This is a genomic window from Streptomyces sp. NPDC048643 (assembly GCF_040650615.1).
Taxonomy (GTDB): Bacteria; Actinomycetota; Actinomycetes; order Streptomycetales; family Streptomycetaceae; genus Streptomyces.
In genome coordinates this window covers 186,581-204,030 of the sequence record NZ_JBEZHO010000004.1, presented here as the reverse complement: position 1 = coordinate 204,030, position 17,450 = coordinate 186,581, and the positions used below count along the sequence as shown (strand labels likewise).

Below are 17,450 nucleotides of genomic sequence, written 5' to 3'. Positions count from 1 at the left end.
GGGGGAAACGACGAGAGCGGGACGCTCGCGTCTCCGCGATCATCCCGCTCTCGTTGGCGTGCGCCGCCAGGGACTCGAACCCCGGACCCGCTGATTAAGAGTCAGCTGCTCTAACCAACTGAGCTAGCGGCGCCTGCTGACGTCGTAGACCTTAGCATCCTGATCGGCGGGAGGAAAAATCGATATCCGCACCGCCGCCGACACCGCCGCACGGGCCGCCCGCACGGCCGCCCAGAGCAGGATCTCGGGCCCGGGGAGCCAGGGCTGACGGGTGTCGGGGGCGACCAGCCAGCGCGCGTCGTGCCGGCCGGAGTCCGTCGCGACGCCGGGCGCGGCGAGCGCCGGTACGGTCACCGCGTCCCCGGTGCCGTGACAGAGCAGGGGCGGCACCTCGCGGCAGCGACCCACGTGCCCGCCCGCGCTTCCGTGCCCTCCGGAGTCCCGCCCCTCGGAGCCCCACTCCTCCCAGCGCATCAGCGACGGCAGCCGCTGGGCGGTGCCGGGCGCGGCGAACAGCAGCATCCGCCCGCGGTACGCCGCCACCGGGCCCGAGCCCGGCCCGTCGTCCCACAGCCGGTCGAGCATCCGTCGGCCGAAGAGTGACGGCGCGCTGACGACGTCGAAGGCGCTGCCGCACGGCAGCACGACCGGCGCGTCCGGCCGCTCCGCCCAGAGGGTGAGCATGCTTCGCGGATACGTTCCTGCCGAGGCGAGCCAGGTGGCTCCCTCGGAGGTGACTCCCGAGGCGTCCCGCCACTCGGGCAACGGCGTTCCGGGGCTGTGCGGGGTGCTGCTGGCCGGGTTCCGTGTGCTGCTCATGACGCATACATCTACCGGGGGTGAGCGGGTCACTCCGGAGGGTTGCGAAAAACCGGGACAGGAGCGGGTGGAGGGGAGTATCTTGCCCGCCTGGCATATGCCAGCGATCTTGTGACGGCATGGACGACCTGATCGCCGGACCGCCTCCCGGCGGCCTGCGGGTGCCTCGGCGAGGTTCCGGACGGCAGGGCGCGACGTGCCGCGGTGTGCCGGGACCGGGCCCACCGGGGAGGCTGCGTGGGACTCCGGCTCCGCACGTCGCGCGGAGCCGGGGCCCAGGTGGGGTGGGCCTGGTGATGGGGCACGCGGTCGGACCGCCGGCGGAGGCGGAGGGTCCGCGGGGCGCACGCCGCGCCAAGCCGGAGGTCGAGGACCGCCGGCGCGGCGGCGGGTGTGCGGGGACTCGGGCGGGGGTCGCGCCCCCGGCGCCGGGGCCGCACGGCTCTCGGTCCGCGGCCGGCCGCTTCCTGCCGGAGGGCGAGGCGCGGCGCAGCCGGGGGCACGGGGACGGGTGGAGGCCGTGGCGGTCCCCGGCGCCGTTGGCTGCGGCTCCCGGGCGGCGGGGTGGCCCGTATCAAGCCGTGGGCCGGGTGGCCCGATCCGGGGCCGGCGGAGGGCGTGCGGCGACGTGGCGGAAGCCGCGCCGTCCCCGGGGTCCGGTGGCCGCACGGCTTCGGCACGCGGGCGGGTGCGGTCCCCGCTCAGAGGGTGTCGGACACCCCGTGGCCGTGGCCACCGCCCTCGGCGCCGGAGAGCAGGTCGCGGCCGAACTCGACCATCTTCTTCGCGTAGTCCTCGGTCCACTCGGCCCGCTCGGCGATCTCCGCCGTGGTCAGCCGGTCGAAGCGGCGCGGGTCGGCGAGCTGCGCGGCCGCGACGGCCTGGAACTCGAGCGCCCGGTCCGCCGCGGCGCGGAACGCCTGGGTCAGCTCCGTGGCCCGGTCCAGCAGCGCGTGCGGATCGTCTATCGACTCCAGGTCGAAGAAGTGCTCCGGGTCCCCGGCGGCCTCCGCGGGCTCGAAGAGCAGGGGCGCGGGGCGAAGCCGCGGTTCGTTCCGACGCGGCGTGGGCTCCGCCATGTCTTCTCCTCCTCGTACGGTTCAGATGCCCCTCTCGGAAGAGGGCCACCGTCCATTGTCCCCCGGCGGCGCAAGTGGGCCCCCGGGGGCCGGGCGCGCCCCCTGTGCGGGTGCCCGGTCCGCCGGTTCACGCCGGGTCCGTCCGGAACGGCTGGGTCCGGAGCGGGGGCGGTCCCGCAGCCGCGGCTCAGGAGCGCCACGCCACCCGATGTTCCTCCAGATGGGACAACACGGAGTGGTTGGCTTCCCAACCGTCCGGGAACTTCACCGTGACGCCCAGCTGGACCGGCTCGGTCGAGGGGTGGTCGTCCAGCAGATCGCCCACGCCCTCACGGCACACCACGATGCAGGCGTGCCGGTGCCGGGACGCGAGCACGCACAGCCGCCCGGTCTCCAGATGGAACGCGGTGGCGTCCGGCCGCCCCGACAGGGGATGCAGGACGACCGTGACGTCGAACTCCCGCCCCTGGAGGCGGTTCGCCGTGTCGACGGTGACGTCCGCGACCCCGAGGCCCGCCAGCGCCGCGCGCACCGCCGCGGCCTGGTCCCGGTGCGCGGTGCCGACCGCGATCCGGTCGGCGGTCAGCGGCACCGGCTCCGGCGCCCGCTCCGAGGTGGCCGCGCCGCCCCGGTCGAGCAGCCGGCGGACGACCTCGGCCACCGCCCGTACGGCCTCCGGGTCCGTGCGCGGTGTGTGCCGGGCGGGGAGCTGGAGCAGACCCCAACCGGACTCCGCCGCCTCGTCGATGACCCGGTCGGTCCCCGAACCGTCCGACGGGACACCGAAGTTCAGCCGCCGGTCGGCGTGACCGGTGCCACTGCGGAACGGCGTGTACGGATAGAAGGCGTCCGAGACGAGCGGGGCCGCCGACGCGGGCAGCCGCCAGGACACCGGCAACCGGTGCTGCGGCAGGTGCGGGTTGTGGGCGAGCAGCGTGGTCACCGCGGACGCGGACGGGTCGTACGACAGGCCGGCCCACTGCTCCGAGCCGACGATGGCGAACGGGTCCAACTGGCCCGGGTCACCGACGAACAGCGCCCGCTCGAAGAGTCCCGCGACGGCGAGCAGCGCGTCCGAGCGCATCTGGTACGCCTCGTCCACGATCGCGTGCCGCCAGGGCTCGACCCCCTTGACGTGGGCCCACTTCGCGGCGGTGGAGATGACGACGTCCAGGCCCGCCAGGTCGGCCGCCTTCGTCGACTTGCGGACCTGGTCCAGGCCGTCGAGCGCCTTGTCGTACGGGTCGGAGTCGCTGCTGTGCAGCCGCCCCACGGGCACCTCCGGGGCCTTCTCTGCGATCCGCAGCACCAGGTCGTCGACCTGGGCGTTGGTCTGCGCGATGACCATCAACGGGCGTCCGGCGGCGGCCAGTTCGAGGGCCGCGCGGACCACGAGCGTCGATTTCCCGGCGCCGGGAGGCGAGTCGACGACGACGCCGCGGTCGGTGCCGTGCAGGGTGTCGCGCAGGATCGCGTCGGTGGCGCGGGCGGCCTCGGCACCCGGGTCGAAGACGGCGGTCACAGGACGTCCTCCTCGGTCACCGGGTCCGGGAGCGGCAGGGCGTCCGGCTCACCCGGCGGCCCCCCGTGCGTCCACGGCGTGTCCTCCGGGTCGGGCAGCTTGGCGCCGCCGCGCTGCTCGTGCTCGAAGAGGGTGAAGCAGAGGAGGTCCCCCTTCTCCGGCACGGACCCGGCCTCGGGTTCCCTGCCCCGGCCCATCTTGTCGGTGATCCGCAGCACCACGGCGGCACCCTCGTCCTCGTACCCCACGAACTCCGCGGACTGCGGCTTCCCGCCGAGCGAGCGGTACACCTTGGCGCGCTCGCCGAGGTGCGGGTGGTCGTCGGTGCGGACGGTGACCAGGGGACGGGGACTCGGCCGCTTGCCCTCGCTGTACGCCATGACGACGTCGGTGACCTCGCCCGCGAACGCCTCCCCGGCGAGCCGCCGGCCGGCCATCACCAGCGGGTCGTCCAGCGCCTCCTGCGCTTCCAGGCGCGCCTGTTCGCGCTCGCGCGTGGCGAGCTTGTTCGCCGCGGTGACCGCGTCGTCCCGGCGCGGCTGCGGCGGTTCGCCCGCCACCACCCGGTCGCGGTGACCGGTGAACGACCAGCGGTCGCGAGTCCACCGGTCGGCTGCGTGCGGTCCCTCCGGCAGGGTGCGCAGCAGGTCGAGCCCCTGCCACACGGCGTCCCAGGTGGGCCGGGTGACGCTCGCGACGAGATCGCGGATCCGCCGCTCGGCGGTGGTCAGTTCACCGAGCCGGTCGTCCGCCTCGACGCCGTCCTCGGCGGCGGCGAACGCCGTCCGCGCGCGGTCGTACGCCTCGATGGCGGGGGCGAGCAGCTGGTTGTCGAAGGCGGGGTCCGTGGCGGGGCCCGCGGGCGGCCACACGAGCTGGCCCCGGCCGTCCCGCTGGAGCTCGGCCCGCACCGCGGCCTCGGCGCCCGGCTCGCCCTCCGGCGGATCGATCCAGGCGAGCAGCGCGCCGAGATGCTGGTCCTCCAGGCTGCTCTGGCCGGTGGCCCAGTGCCGGGACAGCACGTCGGTGAGGGCGAGGAGCAGGGCGGAGCCGGGCACCCGGGCCCGCTCCCCGAAGTGGGTGAGCCAGCGCCCGGACAACGGCACCCGCGGCGGCGCCGGATGCGGTGCCTCGGGATCCTGCTCGGCGGTGCGACGGAACCGGGTGGAGCGCCCGAGCAGGCGGACGAACTCGATGGCCGCGCGGCCCGGCACGATCAACTGCGGTGCGTCCGCGCACAGCTCGACCTCGACCTTGACGCGCTTGCCGGTCTCGGGGTCGGTGTCGCTGCGCTCGGCCGCCTCGACCACGTCCGCGAACGTGTCGATGTACGGCAGGACGACGTCCGCCAGCTCGGCGAGGAACGCGAACCGCAGGTCGCGGTCGCGGGGCTGCGGCACGACCAGCAGCCGCGGCGTGTCCCGGTCGGTGCCGACGAGCGCGCCGAGCGGCGCGCCCGCCTCGCCCGCGGTGGTCAACGGCACGAACACCAGCGGTCGCTCGACGAGATGACGGTGGAGCACGGTCGCGGTGGGCTGCGCCCGGCCGCTCTCGACGGCCTCCAGCCGGGCGAGCGTGGAGATCAGCGACATACGCCCGCCTCCCGGGCGTCGGCCGACGCGGGGCTCACCGACACCTGGGCCGGGACGCCGACCGGAGTGCCCAGCGCCTCCGCCCGCAGCAGGGCCGCTCTCCGCAGGGCCGCGACGGCCGGGTCCGCCGGATCGCCGGCCTCTCCGTGCGCCGCCGCGAGGACGTCGGTGACCGTCGTCAGACCGCCCAGCTCGGCGCGCAGGGAGCGGCCCAGGGACGTCACCACGCCCCGCGCGCGGGAGCGGGCCCGGCAGTGGAAGGCCAGCTCGCAGGCGGCCAGGCACTCGGGCGCGTACGTCGCGGGAACCGCCTCGACGGCCGTGATCAGCTCCTCGGCCGGGAGGTCGGGGGAGAAGCAGCTGCCCTCGGGGAGGGCCGCCGCGATGTCCTCGACCCGGGTGAGGCGGGCGAGCTGCCGGCGGGTGACGGCGCGCTGCTTGCGCACGTCGACGGCCGAGGCGGTGGGGAGGTTGGAGAAGTCCTTCGGGCAGACCAGCAGGACGCGGTGGCGGACCTCGGGGACGGGATCGAGACGGGCCGCGACCTCCTCCAGCGCCAGGACGTACACCGCGGACTGCCGGGCGGCGGCGCCCACCTTCGCCGGGTCGGCCGAACCGTCCAGCATCGGGAACGACTTGATCTCGACGACCGTCCAGCCGCCGTCGGGATGCACGACCACCGCGTCCGGCTCCAGGAAGGCGGCGGAACCCGCGACGTCCAGGGCGAGCATCGGATGGTCGAGCAGCGTCCAGCCGCCGGCCTCGGTCGCCTCGCGCAGGGCGAGCGCCGTGCGGGCGGCGCGCCCCTCGGGGCCGATCGCGCTCAGGTCGGGCACGGCACCGGAGCCGGGCGCCGCGGCGCCGGGGTCGAGCTTCTCGTGCACCAGCCGGAGCAGTTCGGCACCGCCGTCGGCCTTGACGCGGGCCTCGAACGCGTTGCCCCGCATGAAGGCGAACTGCGACTGGCCGAACGCGGACGGCGCACCGAGCGCGCCCGCCAGCTTCGCCTTGTCGACCCCCGCGCCGTCCAGCAGGGCCCGGCGGTCACAGCCGGGGTTGGCCGCGAGCGCCGCGAGGGCGCGCGCGTCCAGTGCCTTCGGTGGGACGTCCGGACCGCGCAGCTCAGCGAGCTGCTGCCGCAGCGCCGTCCCCCGCGTCCGCGGGAGAGGCACCCGGCTCGGCTCCCGGTCCGGATCGGGACTCGCGCTGTCGGGGGATGCGTTCACCCGGGGAAGTCTGGCACCCCGCACTGACAATCGCGGAACCCTCGCCCCGCGCGACACCCGCGACCCACGGGACACGGCCCTCGAAGAGCGACCACAGCCGGTTCGCCGCGCGCATCACGAACGGGGTCAGCAGCAGGCCGACGCCCATCACGGCGGCGCCCGCGACGGCGTCCAGGAAGTAGTGGTTGGCGGTGCCCATCACGACGATCGTGGTGAACAGCGGATAGACGACACCGGCGACCTTCGCCGCGGGCGTACGGCCGTGGCGCCACAGCATCACGCCGCACCACAGCGCCCAGCCCACGTGCAGGCTCGGCATCGCCGCGTACTGGTTCGTCATCCCGCCCATACCGCGCGGGGCGCTCGCCTCGCCGCCCCACCAGCCGTAGTCGCTGTACTGGGCCATCGTGTCGACGAAGCCGTGCCCCGACGACAGCAGGCGGGGCGGGCACGTCGGCAGCAGCGTGAAGCCGATCAGGCCGATGAACGTGGAGGTCATCAGCCAGGTGCGGGCCGCGCGGTAGCGCACGGCCCGGGAACGGAACAGCCAGACGAGGATCGCGGGCGTCACCAGGTAGTGCAGCGACGCGTACCAGAAGTCGGCGGGCACACCCAGCCAGGCCTCCCGGGTGAACAGCCGGTTCAGCGGGTGCTCGGCGTTGAGGCGGAGGACCTTCTCGATCCGCAGGATCTGCAGGCCGTGGTCGACCGCGCCGGCGGTGTCGCCCCGGGCGAGCAGCCGGCCCGCGGAGTAGCACGCGTACACGAGGACTATCAGCGGGAGCTCGGTCCACCAGCGGAGCCGGCTCTGCGCGGCAGCGGACCCGCGCAGCTCGGTCCACCGGCGCAGCCGGGCGCGTGGTGCCGCCTCCGTACGCGGTGCATCGGTCTGCGGCATCCGATCGCCCTCCCCCATCTGCTCGTGGCCCTTCGTCCGTCGTGACCCGACAGTCTGCAGTCTGCTGACGGTGGTGTGTGGCCACATGGGATTTTACGGTGCGTGCGGCCGCCCCGAAGGGGCGCCCCCGGTCCTCAAAGACGCGGAGATCGCCCCCCGGGTTGCCTCGCGCGCCGGTGCGCGATGATGGAGTGACCGACTTGTCAGCGGTTCCGAGTACCCGTCCCCTCGTGCCGCCCGTTCCGGAAGGGCTCCTCTCCATGGCACCGCGCATCCTGCTGGCCCGGCACGGACAGACCGAATGGTCGCTGTCCGGAAAGCACACCGGCAGGACCGACATCCCCCTCCTCGAAGAGGGACGGCGCGGCGCCAAGCTGCTGGGCGAGCGGCTGCACCGGCCGCCCCTGGACGGTCTCCCCGGTGTCGAGGTGCGCACCAGCCCGCTCGTGCGCGCGCGGGAGACCTGCGAACTGGCCGGTTTCGGGGACCGCGCGGACACCTGGGACGCGCTCATGGAGTGGGACTACGGCGCCTACGAGGGCATGACCCCGGCCGAGATCCAGGCGGTCCGGCCCGGCTGGTTCATCTGGCGCGACGGGGTTCCCGGGGGCGAGACGCTGGACCAGGTCACCGCGCGCGCGGACGAGGTCGTCTCCTGGGCGCGCTCCGCCGACCGTGACGTGCTGGTGTTCGCCCACGGCCACATCCTGCGGTCGATAGGCGCCCGCTGGCTCGGGCTCCCGCTGGACTTCGCGGCCCGCGTCCGCCTGAACCCGACCTCGCTGTCGGTGCTCGGCTGGGCCTACGGCGAGCCCGCGATCGAGACGTGGAACGACTGCGGACACCTGAGCGGCTGAGCGGCGCCACCGCCACCGACGCCGGCGGCGGGTGTCACGCCGTGCGCGGCAGGCTCGCGTGGCGGTCCAGGAACGCCGAGACGCCCGAGGCCCTGCGGTGCGGGAGCAGCACCCGGGCCGTGCCCGCCAGCATGGTCTGGATGCGGGAGGACTGGACCTCGCTCAGCAGCTCCAGGACGCGCAGCCCGGCGACGGCGGCCTCGTCCGGTCGTCCGCCGCGCGCCAGGTCGTCGGCGAGCTCGGCGGTGTAGAGGGCGATGTTGCGGGTGAAGTGCGGGTCCTGGAGGTCGGCCGCGCGGCGGGCGTGCCGGGCCGCCCGGGGCCAGTCGCCCAGCATCGACCAGCACTGCGCCTCGAGACCCTGCAGTTCGGCCTCCCCGTAGAACGTCATCCACTCGGGGTCCGTCTCGGCGGGGCCGCGCTCGTAGAGGGCGTGCGCGCGGGCCATCGCCTGTTCGCAGCTCCTGCGGTCGGCGAGTCCCGCCCAGCCGCCCGCCTCGCGCAGCGCGAGCAGCGAGAGCAGCCGCGGGGAGCCGAGGGGGCGGCCCGCGCGCTGGGCGGCCTGGGCCGCGCGCACCGCCTCGCGCGGGCGGCCCGCGTCACGGGCGAGGAACGCCGTGTTGCAGAAGGCGTGGGCCTCCAGCCCCCCGTCGTCGGCCATCCGCGCGGTCGCGAGCGCCTCCGCGTAGTGCGAGCGGGCGTCGTCGAAGCGCCCGGAGTCGTGGGCCAGCCAGCCCACCGAGATGGCCAGTTCGCCCGCGCCGGAGTACAGCCGGTCGGCGGTCGCCTGCCGGGTGGTGCCGGCGTCGAGCAGCTCGTAGGCGGTGCGCAGCGGCGCCGCCGCGCGCCGGTACAGGCCGTCGGCCCCGTGCCGGTCGTCGAGCAGCCGGATCTTGCGGACCGCCTCCTCCAGGGCGCCGGCCTCGGAGGTCCCCGCGCGGTGGACACGCCGTTCGGCGGCCACGGCGCTGTTGCCGAAGGCGACCGCGAAGGGTCCCAGTGAGGCCGCCGCCACGGTGGCGGTGCCTCCCGTCATGAATGCGCGACGCTGCACGTCGCTCTCCTCGTGGTTCTGACCGTGTTCCTCGTACGGGGCGTACGGATCGCACCCGGGATGCGGGTCGTACGGAGCGTGCTGTTCGTGCGCGGCGTACGGGGTCGGCGGCTCGTAGGGGGTGGGGTGGAGCGAGTTCGGCGTCTCATACGTCCCGGGCGTCACGTCCGTCTCATACGAGGCGGGCGAAGGGCTCGCGAGGTGCTCGGGGGGCGCCTCGTCCGTGCCACGCGCCCCGCGTCCGCGTACCCATGAGCGGGGTGCGAAACCCAGGTCGGTCAGCGTGCGGCCGGGGAACATGTGCAGGAACACCCGCTCGTACGCGTAGTTGGGACAGCGGATCTCGCCCGCCTCGACCCGCCCGATGTAGCGCGCGTCGCAGCTCACCCGCTCGCCGATGTCGCGCGCGGCCCGCCGGACCAGCGCGGCGAACTCGCCGGGGGAGCGCAGGCCGCGCAACCGCCTGAAGGCGAGATTCGGCCGGGGTGGCCTGGGGGACGGGGACGAGGTCACCGTTGACGACGCCATGGCCGGGCCCTCTCTTGCGAACCGTCGAACCATGCCGGAAGCGTGGCGGGTTGCCCGGGTTGTGCCCAGTAGGTGCCCTGCTTCCGGCGGGGCAAGAACGTACCTGCTGTGACAGCGCCACCACGCTGGGTTTGGCTACAAACCGGATATCTCATCCACGATCCGCCATGAACTGCCATCCTTTGCGGCGGAGTTTCGCCGTAGCCGTTGACGTCCTGGCGCGTTGAACCCGATGGACCGGGAGCCGCCCGAACTCCCGACCCACTCGTCATGAGGAGGGGTTCCGTTGGAGGCCGGGATGCAGATCAGGCAGAGCACCGAGTCACGTACACCGCTGTCGACGGCACAGCACAGACCGTCCCCGGAGTACGGCGCCCCCCAGCGCCGGGTCGCCGAGTGCGACCTCGTGACCGTTCCGGCACGTCAGGGTCTGGAGGCGGTCGACATCCTGCGCCGCGGCGCCTGCGACGCCGTGGGGCCCGTGCTGCACGACGACGACTGCGACACCCTCGGCTTCCTGGTGCCGCCGGGCACCGCGGACGCCTGGGACGTGCCGGGCAGCACCTGCACACAGACGGAGGGCCGCGGCCTGCGGCTGGCCCCCGAGCCCCCGGTCGAGGGCTCGGACTGGCTCCTCCCGCCCGGCGACGCCGACCTCGCCACCGACCCGGCGGTGCTGCGGGCCGCGCTGGGCGAGGCGGCCCGGCTCATCGAGGCCGCGGACGGCTGCCGGTGACGGCACCGGCCGACGGCCGTCCGCCCCCGGTGACCCGCCGCTGAGCCGAGCCGCCCGCGCCCCCCGATAATGGCGGGATGGCACGGGCGAAGAACCAGCGGTCGGACGACCGCCGTGACACGGGACGGGGCGCGCGGCGCGGTCAGGCGGCCGAGGCCGTCGTCGAGACCGTCGACGGCGGACTCGCCGAGCTGCTGCCCGACCGGGACCGGGCGCGTGCCTGGACGCTGCTCATCGACGGCGCCCCGCAGTCCCACGTGGACCTCGACGACCCGTCCTACCTGAGCTTCGAGTACCAGCGCCGCCTCGGTCACGTCATCGACCTGGTCGCGCCGACGGGCAAGCCCGTGCAGGCCGTGCACCTCGGCGGCGGCGCCCTGAGCCTCGCCCGCTACACCGCCGCGACCCGCCCCCGGTCCACCCAGCAGGTCGTCGAGCGCGACGCCGCCCTCGTCCAACTCGTCCGCCGCGAGCTGCCGTTGGACCCGAACGCCCGGATCAGGGTGCGGTCCACGGATGCCCGCGAAGGTCTCGCCAAGGTGCCCGACGGCTGGGCCGACCTGGTCATCGCGGACGTCTTCAGCGGCGCGCGCACCCCGGCCCACCTCACGTCCGTCGAGTTCGTCACCGAGGTCCGCCGCGCCCTGAAGGTCTCCGGGGTCTACGCCGCGAACCTCGCCGACGGACCGCCGCTCGCCCATCTCCGCGGCCAGATCGCCACCGTGGCCGCCGTCTTCCCCGAACTCGCCCTGATCGCCGACCCGGCGGTGCTGCGCGGCAAACGCTTCGGCAACGCCGTCCTCGTCGCCTCCGGGCTGCCGCTCCCCGTCGCGGAACTCACCCGCCGCGCCGCCTCCGACCCGCACCCCGCGCGGGTCGAACACGGCAGGCAGCTCGCGGACTTCACCGGCGGCGCCGTACCGGTCACCGACGCGGTGGCCGTCGCGTCACCGGCCCCGCCGCCCTCGGTCTTCCGCTGACCCGGAGTCCGGCCACGGCGGTGCCCCGCCCCGCGGGGACGTCAGTACGTCCCGATCTCCACGTGCGGCGGCCCGTCGTGCCAGGTGCAGAACACCGACACCCGGTCCGCGCCCGAGGTGTACTCCACGCGGATCCACGACTCGGTCTTCCACACCTGCATCGACCAGCCGGCCTTCGGCGTCGCCGAGACCAGCGTCGCGTAGGCGGGACCGATGTCGAAGACCGCCCGGCCGCCGTCGGTGTCGTAGCTCTTGACCTGGCCGGACGCGCTCGGAGAGGCGGGCGGGCCGCTGCCGCTCGGCGTCGCGGACGCCGAGGGTGTCGCGCTCGGCCGTGACGTCGCCGACGGCCTGCCCGACGCCTTCCCCGACGGCTCGGCCCGATGGGTCGAGGAGGCCAGCGGCTTCGACTCCTGCGCCGTCGCGCCGGCCACCGTGATGGGCAGGGCGCGCGGCGGGTCGTACGCCGTCCCCGTCATCACCGTGTGCACACCCCACCACGACAGCGTGACCGCCGCGCCCGTGGCGAGCGACCACGCGAGTACATGTACGAGTCCTCTGCGCATCGCGGCCATACTGCACCACGCGCCCCACGGGTGTCTCAGGGACCCGGCACCGCCGGGCGGCGCCGCGGACGTCCGGCCGGGATTGTCCACAGGTGCCCGGAAGGGGTTGTCCACAGGCGCCGTGGGGCATCGCCCGGATGGCGTACGGTGCCGCCCATGGCAAGTGTGCTCGTGGTCGAGGACGACCAGTTCGTACGCTCGGCCCTCATCCGGCATCTGACCGAGGCCGCACACACCGTGCGCAGCGTCGGTACGGCCCTGGAGGCGCTGCGCGAGGTCGCCCATTTCTCCTTCGACGTCGTGATCCTCGACCTCGGGCTGCCCGACCTGGACGGGTCCGAGGCGCTGAAGATGCTGCGCGGCATCACCGACGTGCCCGTCATCATCGCCACCGCGCGGGACGACGAGACGGAGATCGTCCGCCTGCTGAACGACGGCGCGGACGACTACCTGACCAAGCCGTTCTCGGTCGAGCACCTGTCGGCGCGGATGGCCGCGGTGCTGCGCCGTTCCCGCACGAGCGCGGCCGACGCCCCGCCGTCCACGGTCATTCGCGTCGGCGGCCTCGCCATCGACCCGCTGCGCCGCCAGGCCGAGCTCGACGGGGTACGACTCGACCTCACCCGGCGCGAGTTCGACCTGCTCGCCTTCCTCGCCGGCCGCCCCGGCGTCGTCGTCCCGCGCAGGGAGTTGCTCGCCGAGGTGTGGCAGCAGGCGTACGGCGACGACCAGACCATCGACGTCCATCTGTCCTGGCTGCGCCGGAAGCTGGGCGAGACGGCGGCGCGACCGCGCTATCTGCACACTCTGCGCGGCGTCGGCGTGAAGCTGGAGCCGCCGAGAGCGGAGCGACCGCTGTGAGGTGGGCCCTGGTCAAGGTCTGTGTGGCGGTGACGACGATGGTCGTCGTCGCCTTCGCGGTGCCGCTCGGCCTGGTCATCAAGGAGATGGCACGCGACCGGGCGTTCTCGAACGCCGAGCGGGAGGCCGCCGCCATCGCGCCCGCGCTCTCCATCACCACCGACCGGGACGAGTTGGAGCGCGTCGTCGCCTCGGCCGGCTCGGACGCGGGCATCGGCGTGCACATACCCGCCGCCGACCGTGAACCGGCGGTCGAGATCGGCAAGGGGCGCGCCGCCGCCAAGGACATTGCCATGACCCGCAGGCTCGGCCGGGCCTCCACCACGGAGGTGGCCGGCGGATCGACCCTGCTCCAGCCCATCGCCATCAGCTCGGGCGAGATCGCGGTCGTCGAGGTGTACGTCCCCGAGGCCGAGGTCAGCAACGGCGTGGGCACCGCCTGGGCGGTCCTCGCCGCGGTCGGCGTCGCGCTCATCATCGGCTCCGTCGCGGTCGCCGACCGGCTCGGCATCCGTATGGTCCAGCCCGCGCAGCGCCTGGTCGAGAGCGCGCACGAGCTGGGGGAGGGGAAGCTGGGCTCCCGGGTGCCCGAGGAGGGGCCGACCGAACTGCGGCTGGCCGCGGTCGCGTTCAACGCGATGGCCGACCAGGTCGTCCAACTCCTCGCCAACGAAAGGGAGCTGGCCGCCGATCTCTCGCACCGGCTGCGCACCCCGCTGACCGTGCTCCGCCTCAACACCGCCTCGCTCGGCGACGGTCCGGCGGCCGAACAGACCCGGGCCGCCGTCGCCCAGCTGGAGCGCGAGGTCGACACGATCATCCGGACCGCCCGTGACGCCAAGCCGCAGACCGCGGCGATCGGCGTCGGCGCCGGATGCGACGCGGCCGAAGTGGTCCGTGAGCGCATGGACTTCTGGTCGGCGCTCGCCGAGGACGAGGGCCGCAAGGTGCGGGTGGCGGGGGTGGACCGGCCGGTCCGTATCCCCGTGGCCCGCACGGATCTCGCGGCCTCGCTCGACGCCCTGCTCGGCAACGTCTTCCGGCACACCGCCGAGGGCACGGCGTTCGCGGTCGACGTGCACAACGGCGAGGACGCGGTGATCGTGCTGGTGTCGGACGCGGGCCCGGGCATCGCGGACCCGGAGGCCGCCATGGCGCGCGGCCGGGGCTCGGGCAACGACGGCTCGACCGGCCTCGGCCTGGACATCGTGCGCCGGCTCGCGGAGTCGACGGGCGGTGACGTACGGATCGGTTCCTCCGTGCTGGGCGGGACCGAGGTGCGCATCTGGATCCAGCTGGACGGCCGCGCGCCGGTCCGCCGCGGCCACCGGGGGACGGTCCGCCGCCGCAGGCGCGGCGCGGGCGTGAGCTGAGCACGACCGACGCGATACGGAGGCCCGGCCGCCGGCGGACCGAAGGCCCGGTCGCGGCCGGATGCCGAGACGTTCCGCCCGCGCGCCGACCCCGCCGAACCGCCCATATTGGTCTCGACCTTTAACCGTCCCCGATGCCTTCCTTAAGCGGACCCTAAGATCCGCAACCTCCGCCCGGATGGGCCGGTTTGACCGATTCCGGATCGCTAGCGTGTGCCGCACCCCCATGGGACACCCCCCTGAGAACCCCCGTGAAACCGCGAAGGCAGGCACGCGATGAGCAGTACGCACCGGCGCAAGGTCAGTGGCAGGAACAAGGCGATAGGCGGCGTGGTCGCCGCGGCCGTGGTCGGCGGCGGCGCCCTCCTGTTCACCGGCAGCGCGCAGGCGGCGAGCGTCGGCGCGGCGTACACGAAGACCAGCGACTGGTCGACCGGATACACCGCGCAGTACGTCATCACCAACGACACCGCCCAGGCCAAGAAGGACTGGAAGCTGGAGTTCGACCTGCCCTCCGGCAGCACGCTCGGCTCGCTGTGGAACGCCACGTCGAAGGTGAGCGGTCAGCACGTCACCGTGAGCCCCCCGTCCTGGGACAAGGACGGCCTGACGCCCGGCGCGACCGTCACCGTCGGCTTCGTCGTGAACGGCACCGCGAACCCCACGGGCTGTCTCATCGACGACGCCAAGTGCTCGGTGGACGGCGGCGCCACGCCCGAGCCGAGCGGCCGACCGAGCGAGTCCGCGAGCCCCACCACGACCCCGAAGCCGACCGCCACCGCCTCGCAGAGCGAGACCCCGAAGCCGACCGCGACGGCCACCACCGCGACCCCCACGCAGAGTTCGGGCAGCGGCAGCGCCACGACGGCGGGCTTCGCGCCCTACGTCGACACCTCCCTCTACCCGGCCTTCGACCTGGTCAAGGCGGCCGAGTCCACCGGCGTGAAGAACTACAACCTCGCCTTCATCACCGACGGCGGCGGCTGCACCCCCAAGTGGGGCGGCGTCAGCGACCTCGCGAGCGACGCGGTGGCCTCGCAGATCGGCGCGCTCCGCGCGAAGGGCGGCGACGTCCGGGTCTCCTTCGGCGGCGCCTCCGGCTCGGAGCTGGCCACGACCTGCTCCTCGGCGGACACGCTCGCGGCGGCGTACGGGAAGGCCGTCGACGCGTACAAGCTCACGAAGGTCGACTTCGACATCGAGGGCGGGGCTCTGCCGAACACGGCCGCCAACACCACCCGCGCCAAGGCCATCGCCAAGCTCCAGCAGCTCCACCCCGACCTGGACGTCTCGTTCACCCTGCCGGTCATGCCCGAGGGCCTCACCCAGGACGGCGTGAACCTGCTCTCCAACGCCAAGACGAACGGCGTGAAGATCAACACCGTGAACATCATGGCGATGGACTACGGCGCCTCGTACAGCGGTGACATGGGCACCTACGCCGAGCAGGCCGCCACCGCCACCCAGGCGCAGGTCAAGAGCGTCCTCGGCCTCTCCGACAGCGCCGCGTGGAAGGCCGTCGCGATCACTCCGATGATCGGCGTCAACGACGTCTCGTCCGAGATCTTCAAGGTCGACGACGCCTCGCAGCTGGTGACGTTCGCGCAGTCGAAGGGCCTCGGCTGGCTCTCCATGTGGTCCGCGACCCGCGACAAGCAGTGCGCGGGCGGCGCCAAGAACTCCGCCGACCCGGTCTGCAGTTCGATCACGCAGAGCGACGGCGCCTTCTCGAAGGCCTTCGGGGCCTACAAGTAGCCATCCGAAAACGGGGGTTGCGCGCCCCGGCCGGACCCCTGCACCCCCCACCCGGCCGGGGCGTCGTGGCGCCCGGTGAAGAACCGGCCCGCGGAACAGCGGGGCGCGGCACCCCCCTCGGTGCCGCGCCCCGCTCCCGTTTCCCCCGCACCCGAGGCCTTCCGGCCCGGCCTACTCGGCGGGCGTCACCGGCGCGAGCGTCCCGGTGCGTGCGGCCTGGCTGTACCAGTGGGCACTCGACTTCGGGGTGCGGACCTGGGTCGCGTAGTCGACGTACACCGCGCCGAACCGCTTGCCGTAGCCGTACGCCCACTCGAAGTTGTCCAGCAGGGACCAGAGGTAGTAGCCGCGGACGTCCGCGCCGTCGGCGATCGCCCGGTGCACGGCGGACAGGTGGCCGTTCAGGTAGGCGATGCGCTCGGGGTCGTGGACGCGGCCGTCCGGGTCCGGCTTGTCGTCGTAGGCCGCGCCGTTCTCCGTCACGTACAGCGGCAGGCCCGGCACCTCCCGGGTGTAGCGCATGATCAGGTCGTGCAGACCCGACGGGTCGATCGTCCAGCCCATCTCCGTGCGCTCGCCCGGCGTCTGGTGGAACGCGACGTCGTCCGCCCCGGGCCAGGGGGAGTGCGAGCTGGCACCGTGACCGTCCGCGCGCGGACCGTCCGCGGGCGCCTCGGCGGCCGAGACCAGCGTCGGCGTGTAGTAGTTGAGACCGAGCGCGTCCAGCGGCTGCTTGATCGTCTTGAGGTCGCCCTCCTGGACGAACGACCAGTCGGTGACCGACCGGGTCGCCGCGAGGAGCGTCTGCGGGTACGCGCCGTGCAGCATCGGTCCGTGGAAGATGCCGTTGGCGAGGTCGTCGATGCGCTGCACGGCGTCCAGGTCCGCCGGGTCCTGCGAAACAGGCCTGACCACCGAGGAGTTGAGGCTCACCGCGACCGAGTTGCGGGACGGCATCACGGAACGCAGCGCCGACGTGCCGAGCCCGTGTGCCAGGTTGAGGTGGTGGGCCGCGCGCAGGGCGGCCACCGGGTCCGTCCGGCCGGGGGCGTGCACCCCGGAGCCGTAGCCGAGGAACGCGCTGCACCAGGGCTCGTTGAGGGTGATCCACTGCTCGACGCGGTCGCCGAGCGCCTCGCCCACGATCTGCGCGTACTCCGCGAACCGCAGCGCCGTCTCCCGCTCGGGCCAGCCGCCCGCGTCCTCCAGCTCCTGGGGCAGGTCCCAGTGGTAGAGGGTGACGGCCGGCTTGATGCCGTGGGCGAGCAGCTCGTCCACCAGCCGCCGGTAGAAGTCGAGACCGCGCTGCACGGCGGGACCCCGGCCGGTCGGCTGCACCCGCGACCAGGAGACCGAGAAGCGGTACGCGCTCAGGCCGAGGTCCGCCATCAGCGCCACGTCGTCGCGGTAGCGGTGGTAGTGGTCGACAGCGATGTCACCGTGCTCGCCGCCGGCCGTCCTGCCCGGCGTATGGCTGAAGGTGTCCCAGATCGAGGGGGTTCGGCCGTCCTCCCGCACCGCTCCCTCGATCTGGTACGCGGAGGTCGCCGCGCCCCAGAGAAAGGCCGGAGGGAAGGTCAGGGGCGATACGGACTCAGGCATGG

The 17,450-nt window shown here is 74.0% G+C and carries 15 protein-coding genes and 1 tRNA gene; 6 read left to right on the top strand and 10 right to left on the bottom strand.

Annotated elements, in window-relative coordinates; genetic code table 11:
* Positions 1–59: 59 nt before the first annotated feature.
* The 7 genes from AB0C62_RS06185 to AB0C62_RS06155 form a co-directional block, all read right to left on the bottom strand.
* Positions 60–133 (bottom strand) — tRNA-Lys (locus tag AB0C62_RS06185).
* Entirely contained in the window at positions 124–819 is a 696-nt protein-coding gene (locus AB0C62_RS06180; RefSeq protein ID WP_362970030.1) for a bifunctional DNA primase/polymerase, read from the bottom strand. Before AB0C62_RS06180 ends, AB0C62_RS06185 begins: the two co-directional genes overlap by 10 nt.
* Positions 820–1,520: 701 nt before the next feature.
* A complete protein-coding gene (locus AB0C62_RS06175) occupies positions 1,521–1,898 on the bottom strand; it encodes a hypothetical protein (RefSeq protein ID WP_362970028.1) in 378 nt (125 codons plus the stop codon).
* Between the two features lie 187 nt (positions 1,899–2,085).
* A complete protein-coding gene (locus AB0C62_RS06170) occupies positions 2,086–3,420 on the bottom strand; it encodes an AAA family ATPase (protein WP_362970026.1) in 1,335 nt (444 codons plus the stop codon).
* Positions 3,417–5,012 carry a hypothetical protein gene (locus tag AB0C62_RS06165; RefSeq protein WP_362970024.1) on the bottom strand — a complete coding sequence of 532 codons (1,596 nt, stop codon included), beginning with the start codon at positions 5,010–5,012 and terminating at the stop codon, positions 3,417–3,419. The genes AB0C62_RS06170 and AB0C62_RS06165 overlap by 4 nt, the downstream gene beginning before the upstream one ends.
* Positions 5,003–6,184, bottom strand: a complete 1,182-nt coding sequence (locus AB0C62_RS06160) for a hypothetical protein (protein ID WP_362970190.1) — start codon at positions 6,182–6,184, stop codon at positions 5,003–5,005. The genes AB0C62_RS06165 and AB0C62_RS06160 overlap by 10 nt, the downstream gene beginning before the upstream one ends.
* Complete coding sequence (locus AB0C62_RS06155) at positions 6,135–7,136, bottom strand: phosphatase PAP2 family protein (protein WP_362970022.1); 1,002 nt, start codon at positions 7,134–7,136, stop codon at positions 6,135–6,137. The genes AB0C62_RS06160 and AB0C62_RS06155 overlap by 50 nt, the downstream gene beginning before the upstream one ends.
* Before the next feature lie 260 nt (positions 7,137–7,396).
* Here AB0C62_RS06155 and AB0C62_RS06150 point away from each other — a divergent pair, with 260 nt between their 5' ends.
* Positions 7,397–7,993: a histidine phosphatase family protein gene (locus AB0C62_RS06150; protein ID WP_362970020.1), complete on the top strand. Its 597-nt coding sequence runs from the start codon at positions 7,397–7,399 to the stop codon at positions 7,991–7,993.
* 34 nt (positions 7,994–8,027) lie between these two features.
* Here the strand turns inward: AB0C62_RS06150 and AB0C62_RS06145 are convergent, their stop codons facing one another.
* A complete protein-coding gene (locus AB0C62_RS06145) occupies positions 8,028–9,575 on the bottom strand; it encodes a hypothetical protein (RefSeq protein ID WP_362970018.1) in 1,548 nt (515 codons plus the stop codon).
* A gap of 298 nt (positions 9,576–9,873) precedes the next feature.
* Between AB0C62_RS06145 and AB0C62_RS06140 the strand changes: the two genes are divergently transcribed.
* Together AB0C62_RS06140 and AB0C62_RS06135 are read left to right on the top strand one after the other, a co-directional pair.
* Positions 9,874–10,311: a hypothetical protein gene (locus AB0C62_RS06140; protein ID WP_362970016.1), complete on the top strand. Its 438-nt coding sequence runs from the start codon at positions 9,874–9,876 to the stop codon at positions 10,309–10,311.
* A 77-nt stretch (positions 10,312–10,388) separates the two neighbouring features.
* On the top strand, positions 10,389–11,291 hold the full coding sequence (locus AB0C62_RS06135; RefSeq protein ID WP_362970014.1) for a fused MFS/spermidine synthase: 903 nt from the start codon (positions 10,389–10,391) through the stop codon (positions 11,289–11,291).
* Between the two features lie 41 nt (positions 11,292–11,332).
* Here the strand turns inward: AB0C62_RS06135 and AB0C62_RS06130 are convergent, their stop codons facing one another.
* A complete protein-coding gene (locus tag AB0C62_RS06130; protein WP_362970012.1) occupies positions 11,333–11,857 on the bottom strand; it encodes a hypothetical protein in 525 nt (174 codons plus the stop codon).
* Between the two features lie 156 nt (positions 11,858–12,013).
* Here AB0C62_RS06130 and AB0C62_RS06125 point away from each other — a divergent pair, with 156 nt between their 5' ends.
* The 3 genes from AB0C62_RS06125 to AB0C62_RS06115 all read left to right on the top strand — a co-directional run bounded on the left by AB0C62_RS06125 (position 12,014) and on the right by AB0C62_RS06115 (position 15,846).
* Positions 12,014–12,718, top strand: coding sequence for a response regulator transcription factor (locus AB0C62_RS06125; RefSeq protein ID WP_362970010.1), 705 nt, complete (start codon positions 12,014–12,016; stop codon positions 12,716–12,718).
* Positions 12,715–14,091 (top strand): HAMP domain-containing sensor histidine kinase, encoded by a 1,377-nt coding sequence (locus tag AB0C62_RS06120; protein WP_362970008.1) that lies wholly within the window; start codon positions 12,715–12,717, stop codon positions 14,089–14,091. The genes AB0C62_RS06125 and AB0C62_RS06120 overlap by 4 nt, the downstream gene beginning before the upstream one ends.
* 276 nt (positions 14,092–14,367) lie before the next feature.
* Positions 14,368–15,846 (top strand): cellulose binding domain-containing protein, encoded by a 1,479-nt coding sequence (locus AB0C62_RS06115; protein ID WP_362970006.1) that lies wholly within the window; start codon positions 14,368–14,370, stop codon positions 15,844–15,846.
* Positions 15,847–16,017: 171 nt separating this feature from the next.
* Here the strand turns inward: AB0C62_RS06115 and AB0C62_RS06110 are convergent, their stop codons facing one another.
* Positions 16,018–17,448, bottom strand: coding sequence for a GH1 family beta-glucosidase (locus AB0C62_RS06110; RefSeq protein WP_362970004.1), 1,431 nt, complete (start codon positions 17,446–17,448; stop codon positions 16,018–16,020).
* Between the last annotated feature and the right edge of the window lie 2 nt (positions 17,449–17,450).